Source organism: Rhodococcus sp. NPDC057529 (assembly GCF_042802055.1).
GTDB lineage: Bacteria > Actinomycetota > Actinomycetes > Mycobacteriales > Mycobacteriaceae > Rhodococcus_F.
Genome location: NZ_JBHVEY010000029.1, coordinates 16,655 through 37,192, shown reverse-complemented (window position 1 = coordinate 37,192; position 20,538 = coordinate 16,655). Strand labels below are relative to the sequence as shown.

Here is a 20,538-nt window from a genome sequence, read left to right as displayed (position 1 = left end):
AATCCATTTCCTGAACGCATTATCGGAGGCATGTGTGAGATCCACCGAGAACCCGAAGGCCACCATCGCTTGGATCGGGTTGGGCATCATGGGCGGGCCCATGGCCTCCAACCTGGTTCGTGCCGGACACACTGTCCTCGGAGTCGATCCGAGCGAGCAGGCCCGAACCCAAGCGGGTGAGGCCGGAGTCCACCTCAGCGAATCCGTGGCCGATGCGGTCAGGAGCGCCCACGTCGTCTTCACGATGCTCCCCACCGGGGACCACGTGAAGACCGTCCTGGACGGGCCGGATGGGGTCTGGCAGAACGCACCCCGGGGCGCCCTCATCATCGATGCGTCGACCGTCGACGTTTCCCTCAGCCGCTGGTGTCACGAGGAGTCACGCATCAGGGGGTTCGACTTCATCGACGCCCCGGTGTCGGGCGGCGGCCCCGGGGCAGCTGCCGGCACGCTCACCGTCATGGTCGGGGGGACCGCCGAAGTCCTCGATCGCGCGGAACCCGTCCTGGCACCCTTGGCGTCCTCGGTCATCCGCGCCGGTGGCCCGACAGCGGGCATTGCCGCCAAGATCTGCAACAACATGATGCTCTTCACCTGCCTGATGGCGACGGCGGAGGGCAGCCAACTGGCGCAACACCTCGGCCTGGATCCCCAGGTCTTCTGGGAGATCGCATCGGTGTCCTCCGGGAGCTCGTGGCCGCTGAAGACCTGGTATCCCGTCCCCGGTGTGGTCGAGACGGCGCCGGCCAACCGGAACTTCGCGCCGAACTTCCCGGTACAGGGTGCTCTCAAGGACATGACTCTGGCCCTGGCCGCCGGGCAGGAGACGGGCGTGAACCTTCCGGCTGCTCGGCTGGCCGCCGATCAGTTCCAGACACTCATCGACGAGGGCCTGGCCGGTCGGGATTGTTCATTGATTGCCAAGCTGGCCAGTCCGACCGGGGCCATCGCAGGGTTCGACGAAAACAAGTAGCCGAACCGCAGACAATTCGCATTCTTTCAGAGGACACCGCATGGACTTCACCTTGGACGACACCCAGCAGAGTGTGCGTCAGATGGCAGCCGACTTCGTCGACGCCGAGATCGTTCCGAACATCCGCGACTGGGACCGGGACGAGTCCGTCGACCCCGAGATCGTGCGGCGCCTCGGTGAACTCGGCTTCCTCGGCCTGACCATCGACGAGCAGTACGGCGGCACCGAGGTCGACATGCTCAGCTACGCCCTGGTCTGCGAGGAACTCGGGCGCGGTGATTCGTCGGTGCGCGGAATCGTCTCCGTCTCCCTCGGACTGGTGAGCAAAACCATCGCCCACTACGGCACCGAGGACCAGAAGCGCCACTGGCTGCCGCAACTGACCAGCGGCGACGCCCTGGGCTGCTTCGCGCTCACCGAACCGGACAGCGGCTCGGACGCCGGATCGCTGCGCACCCGCGCCAAGCGGGACGGGGACGACTGGATCCTCAACGGCGAGAAGATGTTCATCACCAACGGCACCTGGGCGAAGGTGGCGTTGGTCTTCGCCCGCACCTCCGACGACGGCGGCAGGGGCATCACCGCCTTCCTCGTCCCCACCGACAGCGACGGCTTCACCGCCACCACCATCCACGGCAAGCTCGGCTTGCGCGGACAGGCCACCGCGTCACTGTCATTCCAGGACGTGCGGGTGCCGGACACCGCACGCCTGGGCGAGGTCGGGAAGGGCCTGTCGATCGCCCTGTCCGCGCTGGCCAAGGGGCGCATCTCGGTCGCCGCCGGCGGCGTCGGAGTCGCCCAGGCCGCGCTCAACGCGGCGGTCCGCTACTCCACCGAACGCACACAATTCGGCGTGCCGATCGCCTCGAAGCAATTGGTGCAAGAACTCCTCGCGGACTCCGCAGTCGAGATCGAATCGGCGCGGTTGCTCACCTGGCGGGCCGCGAGCCTGGTCGATGCCGGCGCGTCCTCGAAGGAGATCACCCTCCCATCGTCGATGGCCAAACTCGTTGCCAGCGAGACCGCAGTCAAAGTCAGCAACAACTGCCTGCAGGTCTTCGGCGGCTACGGCTTCATCGACGAATACCCCATGGGCAAGTACCTGCGCGACGCCCGCGTCCTGACGCTGTACGAGGGCACCAGCCAGGTGCAGAAATTGATCATCGGACGCGCCCTGACCGGGATCGACGCGATGTGACCGTGCCAGCATCCAAACATTCGGATACGAACCCCGGCGAACACCGGTCGGACGATTCGGCGGTGTGGTCCGCGACGTCACCGCCGAGACGCTCGCCGCAACCGTGATCACCGAACCTTTCACTCGCACCGGCATCCCCGGATCGAAGGTGGTCGGCGTGACGCTGGATCAGGGCGCGCCACCCCGCCGAGCACCGGCCCTCGGCGGGGTGGCCGCACTCGACGCCGGACTCGGAGTGCAGGTACCGGACGGGCAAGGCCCGCGGGGCGCCGACACCCGCACCGACGTCCGCGATCAGGCTGAACAGTCTCACCAATAGTTACCCCGGTCGGGGCGCCCCCTCGCGGCAGATAGCCGAACGCAAGGCATTCACGAGCCTTTCCCCGAAGTCGTCGTCCAAGGGCGAGCCGCTGAGGAACAACCTGTAGTAGATGGGTCCCAGCAGGAGGTCGGTCACCATCTCGGGATCGAGATCCGGTCGCAACTCTCCCCTGGCGATGCCCTGCTCCACCACGCGGCGAACATCCTCCAGCCGGCGGTTGACCACGCGTTCCCGGTACGCGCGCGCCAACTCGGGATCCGCGGCGACCTCCGAGACCAGGCCCTTCATGATGCGCCCCATCAGGGTGGAGCGTAAGAGCTCGACGGTCCGGTCGACGACGGCCGCCAGTTCAACGCATGCGTCCCCCACCTCTCTCGGTGTGCCCACATCGTCGACCATGTCGAGCAGGACCGCCAGAGCAAGATCGGTCTTCGACCGGTAGTGGCGGTAGATCGTCGTCTTCGCCACCCCTGATCGGGTGGCCACACCTTCTACGGTCAATCCGCGAACACCGCACTCCGCCAGCAATTCCCGCGTGGCGTCGAGGACCAACCTTTCCGTCCGGGCGCGCCGACCGCGAGCCCCCGGCCGAGTAACCCCAGACGTTCCGACGTCTTCGGCTCCTGTGGGATTTCGCACTTCGATTACACCTTTCGCTAAGCTAAGTACTCACGCTACAATAATACGGTACGTAGCGTTTCATATTGAGGCGGGACGACACCCCGACAACTCAGGAGCACAGCATGACCACCGATCGGTACCAACGCGGACTCGACAAGATGATGGAGTACACCGTCACGGGCGACCCGGACGTCGCGACACACCTGAAGATCGCCGACGACCTGAAGGACATCGCACCCGATGTGCCCCGATACATGGTCGAGTTCGCGTTCGGTGACATCTACACCCGCGGGGGGATGACGAAGAAGGAACAATCGCTGGTGACCATTTCGTCTCTGGTCACCCTCGGCACCGACCCCCAGATCGAACTCCACGTCAACACCGCCCTCACCGTAGGACTGACGAAGGAGGACATCGTCGGAGCCATCACCCACTTGATCCCCTACATCGGGTTCCCGCGCGTGTTGAACGCGCTCAACATCGTCAAATCGGTTCTTGCCCAGCGTGGCTTCGACGGCAGCCGAGCAGTCCACACGAACTGAGGCAGGACTTTCGCTCGTTCAGCTCCGAGCGTCCACTCGAACATATCACCGACGTCGAGTCCCCTTGTCGACGTCGCCGCATTCAGCCACGACAATCACGGGAGTTCCAACATGTACATGGTATTCGGCCTCGGACCGATCGGAGCAAACATCGGCGAACGACTCGCCGAACTCGGTCGGAAGGTATACGGATTCGACCTCGCCCCGGATCGGGCCCAGGACTGGGCGGCAGCTACTCGAGCACCCGCCGGCTCCGTCCTCGACGCCGTTGACTGGCCGGCCGTGGACACCGTCATCGTCGCGGTACGAACGGCAGATCAGGTCACCTCGGTATTTGATGCGCTTCAGAGGTATTGCTCAGGAAGATCATTGACCGTCATGGTGGTCACGACACTCGCCGCGAGAGACGCTCGGCGGCTCTTCTCCTCGACACCGGAATCCTGGCGTGTGTTCGAGGCACCGGTATCGGGCGGCCCGCACGGCGCGCGTGAGGGCACGATGACCGTATTCCTCAGCGGTCCCCCGTGCACTCCCGCGGAGGAGGTGTTGCTCGCCGACATTTCGGGTCGCGTGTTTCGCATGCACAACTACGGTGACGCAGCGACCGTGAAACTCCTCAACAACACCCTGGGCACCTTCAACCTGCTCTCCACTGCCCACATGCTCGCGTTGGCCGAGGATCTCGGAATTCGTGCGAACGACTTCCTCGACGTGATCGGCGTGTCGTCCGGTCGGAGTTGGATGAGCGACAACTTCATCGACGTGCAGGACGACCTCCTACTCAAAGATGTGGAACTGCTCCGCAGCGAGATCGGCGCACTCCCGACCACGGCCTTCGATGCTGATGCCGCACAGTCGATCCGCGACACACGCGCGCTGCTGACACACGGTGGGAAAGGCAGCGTGAAGCAGCCGGTACGCCTGGTCGGATAATCCGGACTGAACCGACCTGCACTGCGACGACCAATCGAAGCCCCCATTCTCCGACGGAAGGAAATCCTGAACATGCCGGCCGCCCTCCCCGACCTCGCCCGGGTGTGGCAGCGGCGGCTCGCCTCGCAACTTCACCGGTTCTTCCACATCGCACCCCTACCCGGTGCCTGGCTGCACGGTACGCTGACCACCGCACCCATGGCGGCGTCCCTCATCGCTGTGACGGCGTTCACGGGCATACAACTCGGCGCCATGGCGGTATTCGGCTCCCTCATCTCACTGTGGAACACCGGCCGATCGCTGCGCTCCCGACTACGGATGTATGCGGCGGTGGCCCCGATATTTCCGGCCTCGATGGCGCTGGGCGTCTGGGTCGGACCCCATCCCCCGCTCGCCATCGCAACTCAGACACTCGTCATCTTCCTGGTGGCCGTCGCATATCACGTCTTCTTTCTCGGACCCGGCCCCGGACCACTCCACCTCTTGTACGCCTGTGCAATCGGGATATACCTCGGAAGCAGCACCGACGACGGATGGCCGATCGTGACGGTGACGGCGGTGTCCGCTGCGCTCACCGCCACACTCAGCCTCAGCGACCTCCTGTTCCGCCGCCACGCACCGGAACGCGAGGCAATCACGGCCGCTCGAGCCGCCGTCCAGGACTTCCTCCACGCGGCATCCTCGACCGGAGAGTCGGGTCGGCACGAGGAGCGGATACGCCATCTGCGCCATACCGCCACAGCAGCCGTCGACCATGCCGCGTCCGTACTGGGCGCTGCACGATCGCAGCATCGCCCCCCGGGCCGTGTTCGTCACCAACTCGGCCGGCAATTGCATCAGCTGCACGGGCAACTGGGTACCGGCGCGCTTCTGCAGGACTATCCCGGTGCCCCCGCGCACGAACGGAGCGGCCCGTACCCGCACCCCCTTGGCCGGCCTTCTGCACGCTATCTGCTGCGACGCACCTTCGGCGGAGATCCGGTCCGCTTGCCCCTGCTGGTCGGCCTCCGTTGTGCCGGCGCCGGGCTGACAGCCGGAGTGCTCGCCCTCGCTCTGCACGTCGGGCACTCGTACTGGGCAGTGCTGTCGGCGACGATCGTGCTGCACGGCGGCCTGGACCGCGGCTCGACCTTCTTGCGGGCAGGTCACCGACTGGCCGGCACGCTGGTCGGGGTACTGGTCATCAGTGCCGTGGAACCGCTTCAGCCACCGCCCGTGCTCCAGCTCACCATTGTCATCGTCGCCGTGTGGGGGATGAATCTGTTTCTTCCCCGCAACTACGCGCTGGCTGCGGGCTTCATCACGGTCATGACCCTGCAGGCCAACATTGCCATCACCTCGGTCGACGTCACGTCCTGTCTCGTCGTGCAACGCGTCCTCGCGACCCTGATCGGCGTAGCCACCGCGCTTGTCGTACTGGTGAGCACCGGTCGCCGTGTGCCGATCCGGACGGCGCAGCGGCAGCTCACCCGCACACTGCGGGCGACGACAGCGGCACTCGATCACGCGGCCGCCGGCAGTTCCTTCACCGAAGAAGGCCGAAAGACCCACCGTGATCTGCGGTTCGAAGTGTTAGCCTGCGCGGACTTGATGCCTCGACTCGGTGCCGACGACCGACACCTGACGCGATGGCACGACGTCGTCCACGCGGTGCAACAGCACGCCCACGCCGCGCTCGCGGTCAGCTGGCACGCAGCACCCACCGCATCGAACATCACCGCACGCACCGACGAGGTCCGCTCCCTCCTGGAGCGTGTCTCCGCGCTCGATCATCCGAGGCGTACGCGCCGGACGGAGGGCGCCGGAACGTGTTGCGAAAACGGACACTGCGGGCCGTGACCGGCTCCCTATGTTGTCCGCATGCCTGTTCACACCACCCACCCTGATCCTGCGGACTTCCTCGACGTCGACTCCGAGCTCGACAGTGACGACCTCGCCATCCGCGACGCTGTTCGCGACTTCGCCCACCACGAGCTCAGCCCGCACGTCGGCGAGTGGTTCGAGGAGGGCGCTCTCCCCGTCCGCGAACTCGCCGCCAAGTTCGGCAAGCTCGGCGTCTTCGGTATGCATCTCGACGGGTACGGCTGCGCAGGGATGAGTGCCACGGCGTACGGCATCGCGTGCCGTGAGCTCGAGGCAGTCGACTCCGGTCTGCGTAGCTTCGTCTCGGTGCAGGGGTCGCTCGCAATGAAGGCGATTCACCGATGGGGCACGGAGGAGCACAAGACCACGTGGCTGCCTGCGATGGCTGCCGGTGACGCCATCGGCTGCTTCGGCCTGACCGAGCCGGATGCCGGCAGCGACCCGGGCTCGATGCGGACCCGGGCGCGTCGCGCCGGGTCGGACTGGGTGCTGGACGGCACGAAGATGTGGATCACCAACGGCTCGGTCGCAGACGTTGCGGTCGTCTGGGCGCAGACGGACGAGGGAATCCGCGGGTTCGTCGTTCCGACCGACACCCCCGGCTTCTCGGCGCCCGTCATCAAACACAAGCTGTCGCTGCGGGCCTCGGTGACCTCCGAGCTCGTGCTCGACGGTGTCAGGTTGCCGCAGGACGCGGCGTTCCCCGAGGTCCGTGGCCTCCGCGGACCGCTCACCTGCCTGAACGAGGCGCGGTTCGGGATCCTCGCCGGTGTCGTCGGTGCGGCGCGCGCGTGCTACCTGGCGACGCGGGACTATGCACTGACTCGGGAGCAGTTCGGCCGGCCACTGGCATCGTTCCAGCTGACCCAGCGCAAGCTCGCAGACATGGTCGTCGAGGTGAACCGGGCCAGTCTGTTGTCCCTACGGATCAGCCGGCTCAAGGACGCCGGCCAGCTGCACCACCATCAGGTCAGCGTCGGCAAGCTGGCCAACGTACGCGCAGCGCTCGATGTTGCGCGCAGCGCACGAACCGTGTTGGGAGCCAACGGAATCTCGCTCGAGTATCCCGTGATGCGGCACATGGCGAACCTCGAGACAGTCCTCACCTACGAGGGCACCGAGGAGATGCACGCACTGTCCGTCGGCCAGTCCGTGACCGGGATCGCCGCGTTCCGCTGAGCCCGTCGCACCGAAATCCCACCAGATCGGACAGCGTGCCGGTGAAAGGACACACAATGGTGAAAGCAGCTCTACTTCGTGAACCGGGGATGCCGCTCGAGATCTGCGAGATCGTGCTCCCCGAGCCCGGCCCCCGGCAGGTCCGCGTCCGCCTGTACGCCGCGGGTGTGTGTCACTCGGATCTTTCTCTCGCCAACGGCACACTCCGACAGCCGGTGCCGGCCGTTCTCGGTCACGAGGGCGCGGGCACGGTGATCGCCGTCGGCTCGCAGGTGAATCGCGTCGGTGTCGGCGACAAGGTCCTGCTCAACTGGTCGCCGTCCTGCGGCGAATGCTGGTTCTGCCGGCAGGGCGAGCCCTACCTCTGCGAGCGCGGCGACGACGCCGCGGCCGAGCCGTACGCGCAGCTGACGGACGGCACTCCGGTATATGCCGGTCTCGGCACCGGCGCCTTCGCGGAGGAAACCATCGTCGATGAGCGTGCCGTCGTGCAGGTGCCTGCGGACACCGACCTGTCCGATGTCGCCGTGATGGGGTGTGCGGTGCTCACCGGCGCCGGCGCCGTGTTCCACACCGCGGACGTGCAGAAGGGACAGTCCGTCGTCATCATCGGGCTCGGCGGCATCGGCGTGTCCGTGGCCCAGGCCGCGCGCATCGCAGGGGCCGATCCGATCATCGGCATCGACACGTCGGCGGAAAAGAGTGAGCTCGTCGGCGATCACGGAGTCACCGACTTCGTGCCGGCCGGACCGGACGCGACCCGACGGGTCCGGGAGCTGACCGGCGGACGCGGGGCCGACCACGCGTTCGACTGCGTCGGCGGTGCGGTCACCACCCGGGCCGCGTGGTCGGCGACCCGCCGCGGCGGAGTGGTCACCGTCGTCGGTGTCGGCGGCAAGGACAGCAAGGTCGAGTTCACCGCGCTCGAGCTCTACTGGTTCGGGCGCAGTCTCCACGGTTGTGTCTACGGTCGGAGCGACCCCGACGTCGACATACCGCGACTACTCGAGCTGAACGCGAGCGGACGGCTCGACCTTCCCGCACTCAGGACGTCGACCAGCGATCTCACCGGGATCGACACGGCGTTCGCCGACATGCGCGACGGCCGGGGCGCCCGGACCGTCATCCTGATCGAGGGAGGTGCGGCATGACCACCACGTCCACGATCCCGGACACGTCGCGGATATACATCGGCGGCCGCTGGCAACCAGCGTCCAGCCACGACCGCATCGAGGTGCGCAATCCGGCGACAGAGGAGGTCATCGCCCACATCCCGAGTGGCACCGAGGCCGACATCGATGCCGCCTGCGAGGCCGCGGCAGCGGCGCTGCCGGTGTGGTCGGCCGTGCCCGCGGCCCAGCGGGCGGCGGCCTGCCGTGCGATCGCGGACGGGCTCGAGCAGCGGGCCGAGGAGCTGGCCGATCTGATCACCCTCGATCTGGGCATGCCCCGCCCGCTGAGCCGGGCGATCCAGGTCGGGCTGGCGATCAAGGACTTCGCGGCGCTCGCCGACGCCGTGGAGACCCACGAGTTCGAGACGACGATCGGCAACTCGCTCGTGCGGTCCGTACCCGTGGGGGTCGTGGCCGCGATCACCCCGTGGAACTTCCCGCTTCACCAGATCGCCGCCAAGGTCGGTGGCGCGCTGGCCGCGGGCGCAACAGTCGTGCTGAAGCCGGCAGGGGTGACACCGCTCGCCGCCTTTGTTCTCGCCGAGATAATCGACGGTCTCGGCCTCCCGCGAGGTGTGTTCAACATGGTGACCGGCGCGGGCGCGCGCATCGGCGAGGCTCTCGTGCGGCATCCGTCGGTGGACATGGTCTCCTTCACCGGATCGACCGGCGCCGGGTCGCGTGTCGCGTCCCTCGCCGGCGAGCGTGCCCGCCCGACCTCGCTCGAGCTCGGCGGCAAGTCGCCCGCCGTCCTGCTCGACGACCTCGACGACACCGCCTACGAGAAGGCGCTGCGTCGAGTGGTGTCGGGGTCGTTCATCAACTCCGGCCAGATGTGCAGCGCGTTGACACGGCTCGTCGTGCCACAACGACGTGTGTCGCTCGCTGAGGAGGTGCTCACCGCCGCCGTGTCGACCTTCCCGGTCGGCGACCCCTTCGGTGACCGCACGCGGATGGGCCCGGTGGTCTCGGACGGTCAGCGCTCGACCGTGCGCGGATTCATCGAGCGTGCCATCGCTGACGGGGTGCGACTCGTGCACGGCGGCACCGACGCGCCCGACGGACTCGAGGTGGGCTACTACGTGCGCCCGACGGTGTTCACCGATCGGGGACGTCAGGCCGAGGTGTCGAGGGAGGAGGTCTTCGGCCCGGTGCTCGTGCTGCAACCGTACGACGACCTCGACGACGCCGTCGCGATCGCGAACGACACCCGCTACGGGCTGGCCGCCGGCGTGTGGGGTGCCGACAGCACGCTCGCCGAGTCGACGGCCTGGAGGATCCGCGCCGGTCAGGTCGAGGTGAACGGCGGTCAGTTCAACCCCGCTGCGCCGTTCGGTGGATTCGGCGATTCCGGGTACGGGAGGGAGTTCGGCTCGTTCGGGCTGGAGGACTTCCTGACGACCCAGTCGATCCAACGCTGATACATCGAAAACACTTGAGCGGCGTGGGCATTGCGCCCACGCCGCTCACTCGTGCGGCCGGGTGCCGAAGTCCGCGCAGCCGGGTGTGTTGGCGGCGATGACGGTCGCCGTCGCCGTTCCACTGCGACATTCGCCCCATGGATACATGGTTCTCGGGTCTGTCGAGAACCTGATTCGATTTCGGACACTCTGTGTCACACACCGAATCCTAGTGTCGTCACTACCCGGGCAGGAAAGCACGTCCCGGCAGAACCCCGAGGAGAACGCAATGGCGGCACCCCTGACCGACCCGTCCACCCGCACCGGCTCGCACGCAGACCGCGACGTGCTCGACGTCCTGATCATCGGCGGCGGATTCTCCGGCCTGTACGCACTCGACCGCCTGCGCGATCTCGGATTCGCAGTCAAGGTGTGGGATGCCGCGGGAGACTTGGGCGGGATCTGGTGGTGGAACTGCTATCCGGGTGCCCGCACCGACAGCACCGGACAGATCTACCAGTTCTCTCACAAGGACCTGTGGAAAGACCACAACTTTTCGGAGCTGTACCCGGACTTCGCGGGCGTGCGTGAGTACTTCGAGTATGTCGACTCGAAGCTCGATCTCACTCGTGACGTCGTCTTCGACACCTTCGCGGAATCGAGCGTCTGGGACGAGGACTCGCGCATCTGGACCGTTCGTGCCTCCGACGGCAAGGTGCAGAGAGCACGCCAGGTGATCGTGGCCACCGGTTTCGGAGCCAAGCCGCTTTACCCGTCCATCGAGGGCCTCGACTCGTTCGCAGGCGAGTGCTACCACACCGCGCGCTGGCCGCAGGGCGGCGTCGACATGACCGGCAAGAAGGTGGTCGTCATGGGCACCGGTTCGAGCGGCGTCCAGGTGGTCCAGGAGGCAGGGCACGTCGCCGAACACGTCACGGTCTTCCAGCGCACGCCCAACCTCTCGATTCCGATGCAGCAGCGCAAGCTCACGCACCAGGACAACGAGGAGTTTCGCAAGAACCTGCCCGATCGGTTCGAGGCACGGTACAAGGCGTTCGCGGGCTTCGACTTCGACTTCCTCCCGCAGAACGCCGTCGACCTGAGCAAGGCGGAGCGCGACGCGGTCTACGAGAAGATGTGGGCCGAAGGCGGGTTCGAGCTCTGGCTGGGCAACTTCCAGGACATTCTCCTCGACGAGGAAGCCAACCGGACCTTCTACGACTTCTGGCGGAACAAGGTCCTCGAGCGGGTCACCGATCCGAAGAAGGCTGCCATCGTGGCGCCGGAGACGCCGCCTCACCCGTACGGTGTCAAGCGCCCCTCGCTCGAGCAGGACTATTACGACGTCATCAATCAGAGCAACGTCGACGTCATCGACTCGAATCTCACCCCGATCCGTCGCGTGGTCCCGGAGGGCGTGGTGACCGACGACGGCCTCATCGAGTGTGATCTGTTGGTTCTGGCAACCGGATTCGACAACAACAGCGGCGGCATCATGGCCATCGACATCCGCGGCGTCGACGGCCGAAGCATCCAGGACAAATGGGGTTCAGGTGTGGACACGTGCATGGGGCTGTCGACGCACGGGTTCCCGAACATGATGTTCCTGTACGGTCCGCAGAGCCCGTCCGGCTTTTGCAACGGTCCGACCTCCGCGGAGTACCAGGGAGAGATCGTCGTCGAGTTCCTCGAGCATCTCAGGGACAACCGGGTCACTCGCTTCGAGAACACCGAGCAGGTCGAGAAGGAGTGGCGCGCGCACGTCGACGAGCTGTTCCTGGACTCCATGTTCACCAAGGCCCGTTCCTGGTACTGGGGCGCGAACGTGCCCGGAAAGCCGGCGCAGATGCTCAACTACTCGGGTGGCGTCCCGATGTACTTCTCTCGCTGGGACGAAATCAAGGCCAACGGCTACGAGGCCTACGAGATGAGCTGATCGACCGGAGGCAACAGGAACGACCGAAGGGGCTGTGGCGGAGTGCCACAGCCCCTTCTGTGTCGGTCGGCCCGGTCGCGCTCCACCGCGGTAACATAAGGGCCGGTAGGGATCGAAGAGGTGGTCCGTGGGTTCGCAGGCACCAAATGGCCGGATCTGAACCGGTCGCCCCGAGCGGGGGTGATTCCACCATGGCGGCCGAGGATGCCGCCATCGCCGAGGAGCTGGATGCCGAAGGGTTTTCCGGCGCCGAGGCGGTGGGTCGAGGCGGGTTCGGGGTCGTTTTCCGTGGTCTGCAGCGCGCGCTCGACCGCACCGTGGCGGTGAAGGTACTCACCACCGATCTGTCGTCGGACAATCTCGAGCGATTTCTGCGTGAGCAGCGGGCGCTGGGACGGCTCTCGGGCCACCCGCACATCGTCGACATCTACGGCTGCGGCGTCACTCGAACCGGGCGTCCGTATCTGGCCATGCGCTATTGCGGACACGGGACGCTCGAATCGACGATTCGCCGCTGCGGCCCGTTGTCCTGGAGCGACACACTCGCCCTGGGGGTGAAGGTGTGCGGCGCGCTCGAGACGGCGCATCGGCTGGGCACAGTGCACCGTGATGTCAAGCCCGCCAACATCTTGATCAACGACTACGACGAGCCCCTGCTCGCGGACTTCGGTATCGCCCGCATCGTCGGCGGGTTCGAGACATCGACGGGCATCGTCACCGGCTCGCCCGCATACACCGCGCCAGAAGTTCTGCACGGGCGCTCGCCCACACCCGAAGCGGACGTCTACAGCCTCGGAGCCACCCTGTTCTGCGCGGTCACCGGGCATGCGGCCTTCGAGCGCCGCGAAGGCGAACAACTCGTCGCGCAATTCCTCCGCATCACACACCAGCCGGTACCCGATCTACGTGAGACGGGCATCCCGCAGGACGTGTGCGCCGCCATCGAACATGCCATGGCGTCGTCACCGGATCTCCGGCCGGCGACAGCCGCCGACTTCGGCGCACAGCTCGAGCAGGCCCAGCACCGCCACGACCTCACTGTGATCGACATGGCGCTGCCCTCCCCCGCGCGACGCGCGGCCGCCGAGCGGGACCTCCCCGAGGCCACTGCGGCCGCACCGCGGCCGCTCGACAGCGGCTCTCCCGGGCATCTCAGGGACGCGCGAACGCCGATCGTGCCGACGACGAAGTACCGCCCACCCTCTGCCAACCGGCGGCTCGTCGCGCGCGACCGGCTGCTCGACGCGCTACGTGCGGGCAAAGGCCGGCACCTGACCGTGATCCACGCCCCGGCGGGCTACGGCAAGACGACGGTGGCCGCTCAATGGCGCGAGGTCCTCACGGGCGAGGGCACACCGACCGCCTGGCTCAGCGTCGACCCCGACGACAACAACGTCGTCTGGTTCCTCTCACATCTCGTCGAGGCGATCCGGCAGGTCCGGCCCGCCCTGGCCCGGGAGCTCGGCCAGGTCCTCGAGGAGCACGGCGACGAGGCGGAGCGGTACGTGCTGTCGACGCTGATCAACGAAATCCACCGCAGCGGAGAGGAAGTAGCAGTCGTGCTCGACGACTGGCACCGCGTCGACAGCCCGCAAACGCACGCTGCGATGGCCTTCCTGCTCGACAACTGCTGCCACCACGTGCAGGTGATCGTGACGAGCAGGACCCGCGTCGGCCTTCCGCTCAGCCGAATGAAAGTGCGCAACGAACTGCTCGAGATCGATGCCGCGGCGTTGCGGTTCGACCCGGCGGAGTCGCGGTCGTTCCTGGTCGACCTGGCGGGCCTGCCGCTCGAGCAGCGCGACGTCGAGAACCTCACCGATTCCACCGACGGCTGGGCGGCGGCGCTGCAACTGGCCTCGCTGTCCTTGCGCGGCTGCGATGATCCCGCCCGGATCATCGGGCGACTGTCCGGCCGCCACCAGGCCATCGGCGAATTCCTGGCCGAGAACGTCCTCGACACTCTCGAGCCGGAGTTGCTCGACTTCCTGATGGCCACGGCGGTCACCGGACGTCTCTGCGGGTCCCTCGCATCGGCGCTCGCGCGGATTCCCGACGGCCGGGCACGGCTGGAGGAGGTCGAGCGCCGCGACCTGTTCCTACGACAGATCGACGACGAGGGGGAATGGTTCCGCTACCACCATCTCTTCGCGGAGTTCCTCTGCCGCCGACTCGAGCGTGACCACCCCGACCGCATCCCGGTCCTGCACCGAACAGCAGCACACTGGTTCGCCGAGCATCGCTACCTCACCGAGGCCGTCGACCACGCGCTCGCCGCCGGCGACGAGCGCGTGGCGGTCGGGCTCGTCGAGGACAATCAGACCTACCTGCTCGAACACTCCCAAATGTCGACCTTGCTGGGCCTGATCGACAAACTCCCGCCGTCGCTCGTCACCGACAGTGCGTCCCTTCAACTGGCATTCGCGTGGGCGAACATGTTGCTGCAGCGCACCGGCCCAGCGGTACCGGCACTGCGACGCGTCCGCACCGCGTTGGAACGCAGCGGGCTCGCGGCGGCCGATCGCGAGAGCATCCGCATCGAGGCCTCGGTCGCCGAGAGTGCGCTGGAGATGTACGCCGACCGGATCGACGCCATCCCCGACCTGGTGTGCGAGGCGCTCGACCGCCCCGACGCGGTCAGCCCCTGGACGGTCTCGGCTGCAGCCAACATCAAGACATTCGTCGAGATGAACCGGCACCGCTTCGAGGCCATCCCCGCCCTGCAGGCGTGGGCGAGCACCTACCATTCCCGCACCGGAGGCCCGTTCAGCGTGATGTACGGATACGCCTTCTCCGGGCTCGCGGCATACGAGCAGCTCCAGATCGCCGATGCGGACACGCAGCTCACCGATGCGGTGCACGTCGCACGGCGGGCGGGCGGAATCCACTCGCACGCTGCACGTCTCGCCGGAGCGCTCCTCGCCGAACTGCGTTACGACCAGGGCCGGATCGACGAGGCAGAGCGCCTCGTCGAGGAGAGCTATCAGCTCGGCTCGGAGGGCGGGATGGTCGACTTCATGATCGCGCGGTACCTCGTGGCCGCCCGCATCAAGGCGGTACGCGGCGACCTGGACAGCGCCGACCGATGCCTGCGCGACGGAACGCAGGCGGCGCAGTCACTCGGCCTCGCCCGGCTGCGCGCGGCGATCGTCAACGAGCGGGTCCTGCTCGGGCTTCCGGTGGAGTCCGCCGTCGAACTTCGACCCGAGGCGCCGAATCCGGCCGACGACGGCATCCGCCTCAGGACCGCGCAGCTCGTGGACGAGACGGCGATCCGGCTGCTTCTTCGCGGCAATGCAACCGACGGCGTTGAGCGGGCATGCACCCGCGCCCGGGAGTGGGCCGCAGTGCTCGAACACGGTCCCCGGCGGCGCGGCGCCCTGCAGGCCAAGCGGTTGCTCGCCGAATGCCTCGCCGCGTCCGGACACGACGACGAAGCTCACGCCGTTCTCGCGGACGTAGTCGCCGTCTGCGCCGAGCAGGGTCTGCGACGCTGTCTGCTCGACGCCGGTCCGCGGCTCGGCGCCATGCTTCGCGACCTGCACGACGACCAGAAGCGCGGCCTCTGGCCGGGTGTGTCGAAATCTTTTCTTGCAGAACTGATCACCGAGGATGTCGAGTCGGGGCGTGGTTAGAAGCCGAGATCGCGACCGATGAGTTCCTTCATGATTTCGTTCGATCCGGCCCAGATTCGGCTCACTCGGGCGTCCCGCCAGGCACGCGCCACCCGGTACTCGTTCATGTATCCGTACCCGCCGTGTAGCTGCACGCAGTGGTCGATCACCTGGTTCTGGACATCTGCCGTCCACCACTTTGCCTTTGCGGCGTCGATCGGGGTGAGGTCACCGTCGGCGTGCGCCTCGATACAGCGGTCGACGAATGCCTGGGTCACCTCGATGCGGGTCGTCAGGTCCGCGAGCAGGAACTTGTTGTGCTGGAACGACCCGATGGCCTCACCGAATGCCTTGCGCTCGTGACAGTAGGCAATGGTCTCGGTGAGAATCTGCGAGGCGTGCGCGATGTTGGAGACCGCGCATCCGAGCCGTTCCTGCGGCAGGAACGACATCATGTGGATGAAACCCTGGTCGAGTTCACCGATCACGTCGGCGCCGCTCACCCGTACATTGTCGAGAAACAGCTCGGATGTGTCCGCTTCGTCCTGGCCCACCTTGTCGAGTTTGTGGCCGCGGCTGAACCCCTCCAGCGAGGTGTCGACACCGAAAAGTGTGATGCCCCTGGCCTTCTTCTCGGGAGAAGTCCGCGCGGCGATCACCACCAGGTCTGCCGAGTATCCGTTCGTGATGAACGTCTTGGCGCCGGAGATGATCCAGCTGTCACCGTCCGCCGTGGCGGTGGTCTTGAGGTTGGCCAGATCTGATCCGCCCCCGGGTTCGGTCATCCCGATGGCGGTCAGCATCTCGCCGGAACAGACGCCCGGCAACCACCGCTGCTTCTGTTCGTCGGTGGTGAGCTCGACCAGATACGGGGCGACGACATCGCAGTGGATGCTCACGGACGAGGCGAGAGCAGCGTTCACCCGGGCGAGCTCCTCGATGAGCACGGCGTTGAACCGATAATCACCGGCATCTGCCCCCGAGTAGGCCTCGGGAACTTCCAAGCCGAGCAGATCGTGGCGCCCCGCCTCCAGCCAGAAGCTTCGCGGTAATCCCTTGCCTGTGCGCACATCGTCGGCTTGCGGATCGTAGATGCGTGTGAGGAAGCTGCGCACGGACTCCCGGTAGGCGGCGTGGTCTTCTCCATAGAGGGCGCGTTTCATCGTCGTTTTCGTTCCTTCGCGTCGGTTCGGCGCACCGCCCGACTGGGACGGAGCGGCCCCGGCAACTCGCGTGCGCCGGGTCCTGCCGTCATCGTTGTCGCACGACCGGTCACCGGGATGTCCCGATATGCGACACGGCGCGCGGATCACCCGGTGAAGCGACCGTTCTCCAGGCCCAGGGCACGAATCTTCCGATAGAGCGTGGACCGCGCGATCCCGAGCCGGTCTGCGGCCAGCGACTTGTTGCCGTCCGTCTCGTCGAGTGCGCGAATGATCGCCCCCCGCTCGACCCGTTCGAGAGAGGTCAGGTTGCGACCCGACGCAATGGTCCGATACTCGTTCGGTAGGTGTTCGAGCTTGATGTCGAATCCCATCGAGCGGATCAGCGCCGACCCGAGGACCGCGTCCAGTTCACGGATGTTGCCCGGCCAGTCATGATTTATCAGAGCGCGGTGTGAGGCCGGCTGCAGCTGTGGGACGGGCCTGTCCTGAACGTGTCGGGCCATGAGTTCACGAACCAGGTCGTCGAGGTCCTCGATCCGCTCCCGGAGGGGCGACACAGAGACCCTTCGGCGGATGTGGTCGTGCAGCTGGTGTCCGCCGTCCGGTCCGCCCGAGGTGAGTGTCGCGACCAACGCAGACGGGCCCGCGGCGGCCTCGTCGAGCAGACGGCGTGCCGGGCCGACCGCAGCGTCGGGGATCTCATCCAAGTGCTCGATGACCAGGGCCGCACCAGAACTCAGCTGCGTGCGCAGATCCACCACCGACGTCGGGGTCAGGGCGGCGCCGTCGATGACGACGACGTCGTCACCGCTTCCCCACCGGCGTTGCAGGTACTCGGCCACGTACGACTTGCCGACCCCTCGTTCGCCGGTCACCAGGACCGGCCCGACGTCGGTGGCGACCTCGTCGAGCTGCCTCTGCAGGCGGCAGGTGGCCAGGCTGCGGCCGGCCAGCCGCGCCCCGGAGGTCAGGGACGAGCGACCACGCGGGGCCGGGCGGGCCGGCGGTGCGATGGCGCGGGCGGTCGAGGAGACCATGGGTCGCAGCTCCAGGATCGCGCTCAGGGAGTCGCCCGGTTCGCCGACGCGGCGGGCGTGGATCCGGACCTCGATTCCGTCGGCGAAGCGGAGCGGGCCCTCCCATTCCTGCCGGCCGGCGAGATGGCTGCTGATCCAGTCCCAGATCATCATCTGGTCAGTGGAGTCCATCAGCCGCGACGCGGTGGGGGTCGCGATCACGGTGTCGCGGCTCATCGCCACCACGGCGGGATTGCCACGCCGCCTGCTGCGCAGGTACTCGCGCAGCAGCACCTGTTCGCTGACTGCGGACTCGGCGAACAGTCGCTCCTCGATGTCACGGACCGCGGAGACGATGAGCGGGCCCATGAGATCGCTGACGTCCTCGATTTTGCACGTGATGTCGAGAATTCCGACCACGGTGCGGGACACGGGGTCCACGATCGGTGAACCCGCGCAGGCCAACGGCTGCAGCGATTCCAGCATGTGCTCGCCGCCGCGGACCCGGAAAATTTTGCGCTCCTCGAGGGCGGTGCCGATGCCGTTGGTGCCTGCGCACTGCTCGGAGAACGTGAATCCCGGCGCCACCTGCGCGCGATCGAGCCTGCCGAGCAGTGGCCGCTGCCCGGCACGGCGGTCCACGATGGTCGCGTCCTGATCTGCCAGCAGGATCGTCACGGGGGCGTCCGCCAACTGCTCGGCCAGCCGGTTCACGATCGGTGTGGCGGCACGCGTGAGCTTCGAATCGACCGCCGTGTCGTTCGAATACAGGAGGTGAGACTCCCCCACGTCCATGCCGATCGCGCGGCACCGGCGCCACGACTGTTCGATCTCCGGCCGCAGACCTGTCGGATCGTCGTTTCGCGTATCCAGGAAAAGCTCCCGCGCGCGCCAGTTGGCCTTGTCGACCGGACCGGTCATTCCGCAACACCCCTTCGCCGATTACACGTTCCATTATGTAACCGAAGTCACAGCCCCGGGGAGTGTCCGAGAACGCTACACAGCGGCGTCCTCACTCCAGATCTGACGCATCCGGGCCTTGTTGATCTTGCCGACCGACGTCCGGGGGATCTCCCCGACCCGGACGAAAACGTCCGGGATCCAGAACTTCGGGAACCGCGCGGACAGGTGTGCCCTCAGCTCGTCGTCGGAAACGTCGGTGACGAGCCGAACCCACGCCACCGGTCGCTCCTGCCACGTGTCGTGGGGCACCGCGATGACCGCGGCGTCCACGACCGCCGGATGAAGCATGAGCGCGTTCTCCAATTCAATCGAGGAGATCCACTCTCCACCGCTCTTGATCAGGTCTTTGACCCGGTCGCGTATCTCGACCTGCCCATCGGGATGGATGACGGCGACGTCCCCGGTCCGCAGCCAACCACGGTCGAACGCTCCGGCGGCACGATCGTCGTCGAGATAGGTACCCGTGACCCACGGGGAGCGGACCTGCAGCTCGCCGGTGGTGAAACCGTTCCACGGCAGGTTCACGCCCTCCTCGTCGACGATCCGCACCTGGAACAGCGGCAGCGGCCTGCCCTGACTGGTAGGTGTCCGGGAAAACGTTCCCATCGGCGACGTCTCCGTCATCCCCCACCCGTTGACGACGGTCGTGCCCTGTTGCGTCCACCAGTTGACCAGGCCGGAGGGCGGCGTCTGACCGCCCAGCCAGAGGGTCTGCACGGTTCCCAGGTCGTAGTCCGCCGGCCGGGCCTCGTACTGCTCTCGAATGAGCGCCGCGACCGCCGGTGCCCCGACGAAGACGTCCGGGGACTGATCCGTGGTGATCCGCAGCAGGTCCGCGGGCGTCGGATGCGGACCGGGCAGGATCAACCGCGCCCCCTGGAGGACGCCGGCGTGAGGCACGCCCCAACTGTGGACATGGGACATCTGGGTGGCGAGCAGGTAGGAGTGCGAGCCGTCGATCGCCACACCCCCGGAGGCGCTGATCGCCATCGCGTGGAGAACAGTGCTGCGGTGGCTGTACACCACCCCCTTCGGCAGGCCCGTGGTACCCGAAGTGAAGCAGATCGACGACGCGGTGGTCTCGGCGAACTCCGCGAACTCGGCGATCGGCGTGGCCTCGCGAAGCAGCCGGTCGAACGACCAGCCGGCGACCCTTGCCGGCAGTTCCGCCACCGCGTCGGTGTCTTCGCCCAGGACCACTACGTGACGCACCCGGGGAAGGCGGTCCAGAATCTCGAGGACGATCGGGAGGAGATCCGCGTCGACGAGCACCACCTCGTCCTCCGCCTTGTGCATCGAGTACGCGATGTGGTCGGCGGACATCCGGTGGTTGACCGTATGCAGAATCGCGCCGATACCCGGAACCGCGTAGTACGCGGCGAGATGCCGGGCGCTGTTCCACGCCAGGGTTGCGACTCGGGTACCGACCCCTATTCCCAAGTCGTCGAGCGCACCGGCCAGCCCCCGGGCGGCCCGGCCGAGGTCCCGGTACGTGAAGTCGGTGTCCAGCCCGTTCTCACAGGTCACGTTGACCCGATCAGCGAAGACGCTCTCGGCCCGCCACAGCAGAGAGCTCACTAGCAGCGGACGATCCATCATCGTGGTGAGCATGCGACATACCTCCGGTCGGTGGGTGATGT

Annotated in this window: 14 protein-coding genes and 1 pseudogene; 11 read left to right on the top strand and 4 right to left on the bottom strand. The window is 66.9% G+C overall.

Annotated features, from left to right (window positions below; translation table 11 throughout):
• The first annotated feature begins 34 nt into the window (after positions 1–34).
• The 3 genes and pseudogenes from ACFU5V_RS37240 to ACFU5V_RS37230 all read left to right on the top strand — a co-directional run.
• Complete coding sequence (locus ACFU5V_RS37240) at positions 35–973, top strand: NAD(P)-dependent oxidoreductase (protein WP_378705778.1); 939 nt, start codon at positions 35–37, stop codon at positions 971–973.
• A 40-nt stretch (positions 974–1,013) separates the two neighbouring features.
• Positions 1,014–2,171, top strand: a complete 1,158-nt coding sequence (locus ACFU5V_RS37235; protein ID WP_378705776.1) for an acyl-CoA dehydrogenase family protein — start codon at positions 1,014–1,016, stop codon at positions 2,169–2,171.
• Positions 2,172–2,181: 10 nt separating this feature from the next.
• A pseudogene (locus tag ACFU5V_RS37230) lies at positions 2,182–2,436 on the top strand (acetyl-CoA C-acyltransferase); the annotation flags it as partial.
• A 54-nt stretch (positions 2,437–2,490) separates the two neighbouring features.
• Here ACFU5V_RS37230 and ACFU5V_RS37225 read toward each other — a convergent pair.
• Positions 2,491–3,132 carry a TetR/AcrR family transcriptional regulator gene (locus tag ACFU5V_RS37225; RefSeq protein WP_378705774.1) on the bottom strand — a complete coding sequence of 214 codons (642 nt, stop codon included), beginning with the start codon at positions 3,130–3,132 and terminating at the stop codon, positions 2,491–2,493.
• Between the two features lie 104 nt (positions 3,133–3,236).
• On the opposite strand from ACFU5V_RS37225, the gene ACFU5V_RS37220 reads away from it, so the two are divergent.
• From ACFU5V_RS37220 to ACFU5V_RS37185, 8 genes are all read left to right on the top strand, one after another.
• On the top strand, positions 3,237–3,656 hold the full coding sequence (locus ACFU5V_RS37220; protein ID WP_378705772.1) for a carboxymuconolactone decarboxylase family protein: 420 nt from the start codon (positions 3,237–3,239) through the stop codon (positions 3,654–3,656).
• Positions 3,657–3,767: 111 nt separating this feature from the next.
• On the top strand, positions 3,768–4,589 hold the full coding sequence (locus tag ACFU5V_RS37215; RefSeq protein ID WP_378705770.1) for an NAD(P)-dependent oxidoreductase: 822 nt from the start codon (positions 3,768–3,770) through the stop codon (positions 4,587–4,589).
• A 72-nt stretch (positions 4,590–4,661) separates the two neighbouring features.
• Positions 4,662–6,428 (top strand): FUSC family protein, encoded by a 1,767-nt coding sequence (locus tag ACFU5V_RS37210; RefSeq protein ID WP_378705768.1) that lies wholly within the window; start codon positions 4,662–4,664, stop codon positions 6,426–6,428.
• A 21-nt stretch (positions 6,429–6,449) separates the two neighbouring features.
• Positions 6,450–7,631: an acyl-CoA dehydrogenase family protein gene (locus tag ACFU5V_RS37205; protein ID WP_378705766.1), complete on the top strand. Its 1,182-nt coding sequence runs from the start codon at positions 6,450–6,452 to the stop codon at positions 7,629–7,631.
• 56 nt (positions 7,632–7,687) lie between these two features.
• Positions 7,688–8,782: an alcohol dehydrogenase catalytic domain-containing protein gene (locus ACFU5V_RS37200; protein WP_378705764.1), complete on the top strand. Its 1,095-nt coding sequence runs from the start codon at positions 7,688–7,690 to the stop codon at positions 8,780–8,782.
• Positions 8,779–10,224 carry an aldehyde dehydrogenase family protein gene (locus tag ACFU5V_RS37195; RefSeq protein WP_378705762.1) on the top strand — a complete coding sequence of 482 codons (1,446 nt, stop codon included), beginning with the start codon at positions 8,779–8,781 and terminating at the stop codon, positions 10,222–10,224. Before ACFU5V_RS37200 ends, ACFU5V_RS37195 begins: the two co-directional genes overlap by 4 nt.
• 268 nt (positions 10,225–10,492) lie before the next feature.
• A complete protein-coding gene (locus tag ACFU5V_RS37190) occupies positions 10,493–12,139 on the top strand; it encodes a flavin-containing monooxygenase (protein WP_378705758.1) in 1,647 nt (548 codons plus the stop codon).
• Between the two features lie 191 nt (positions 12,140–12,330).
• The gene (locus ACFU5V_RS37185; RefSeq protein ID WP_378705755.1) at positions 12,331–15,774 is read left to right on the top strand and encodes a protein kinase; all 3,444 of its coding nucleotides are present in this window, start codon (positions 12,331–12,333) and stop codon (positions 15,772–15,774) included.
• Here the strand turns inward: ACFU5V_RS37185 and ACFU5V_RS37180 are convergent.
• The 3 genes from ACFU5V_RS37180 to ACFU5V_RS37170 all read right to left on the bottom strand — a co-directional run bounded on the left by ACFU5V_RS37180 (position 15,771) and on the right by ACFU5V_RS37170 (position 20,509).
• On the bottom strand, positions 15,771–16,916 hold the full coding sequence (locus tag ACFU5V_RS37180; protein WP_378705753.1) for an acyl-CoA dehydrogenase family protein: 1,146 nt from the start codon (positions 16,914–16,916) through the stop codon (positions 15,771–15,773). The genes ACFU5V_RS37185 and ACFU5V_RS37180 overlap by 4 nt on opposite strands.
• 146 nt (positions 16,917–17,062) lie before the next feature.
• The gene (locus ACFU5V_RS37175; protein ID WP_378705751.1) at positions 17,063–18,856 is read right to left on the bottom strand and encodes a sigma-54-dependent Fis family transcriptional regulator; all 1,794 of its coding nucleotides are present in this window, start codon (positions 18,854–18,856) and stop codon (positions 17,063–17,065) included.
• A gap of 75 nt (positions 18,857–18,931) precedes the next feature.
• Complete coding sequence (locus tag ACFU5V_RS37170; RefSeq protein ID WP_378705748.1) at positions 18,932–20,509, bottom strand: AMP-binding protein; 1,578 nt, start codon at positions 20,507–20,509, stop codon at positions 18,932–18,934.
• Positions 20,510–20,538: the final 29 nt, after the last annotated feature.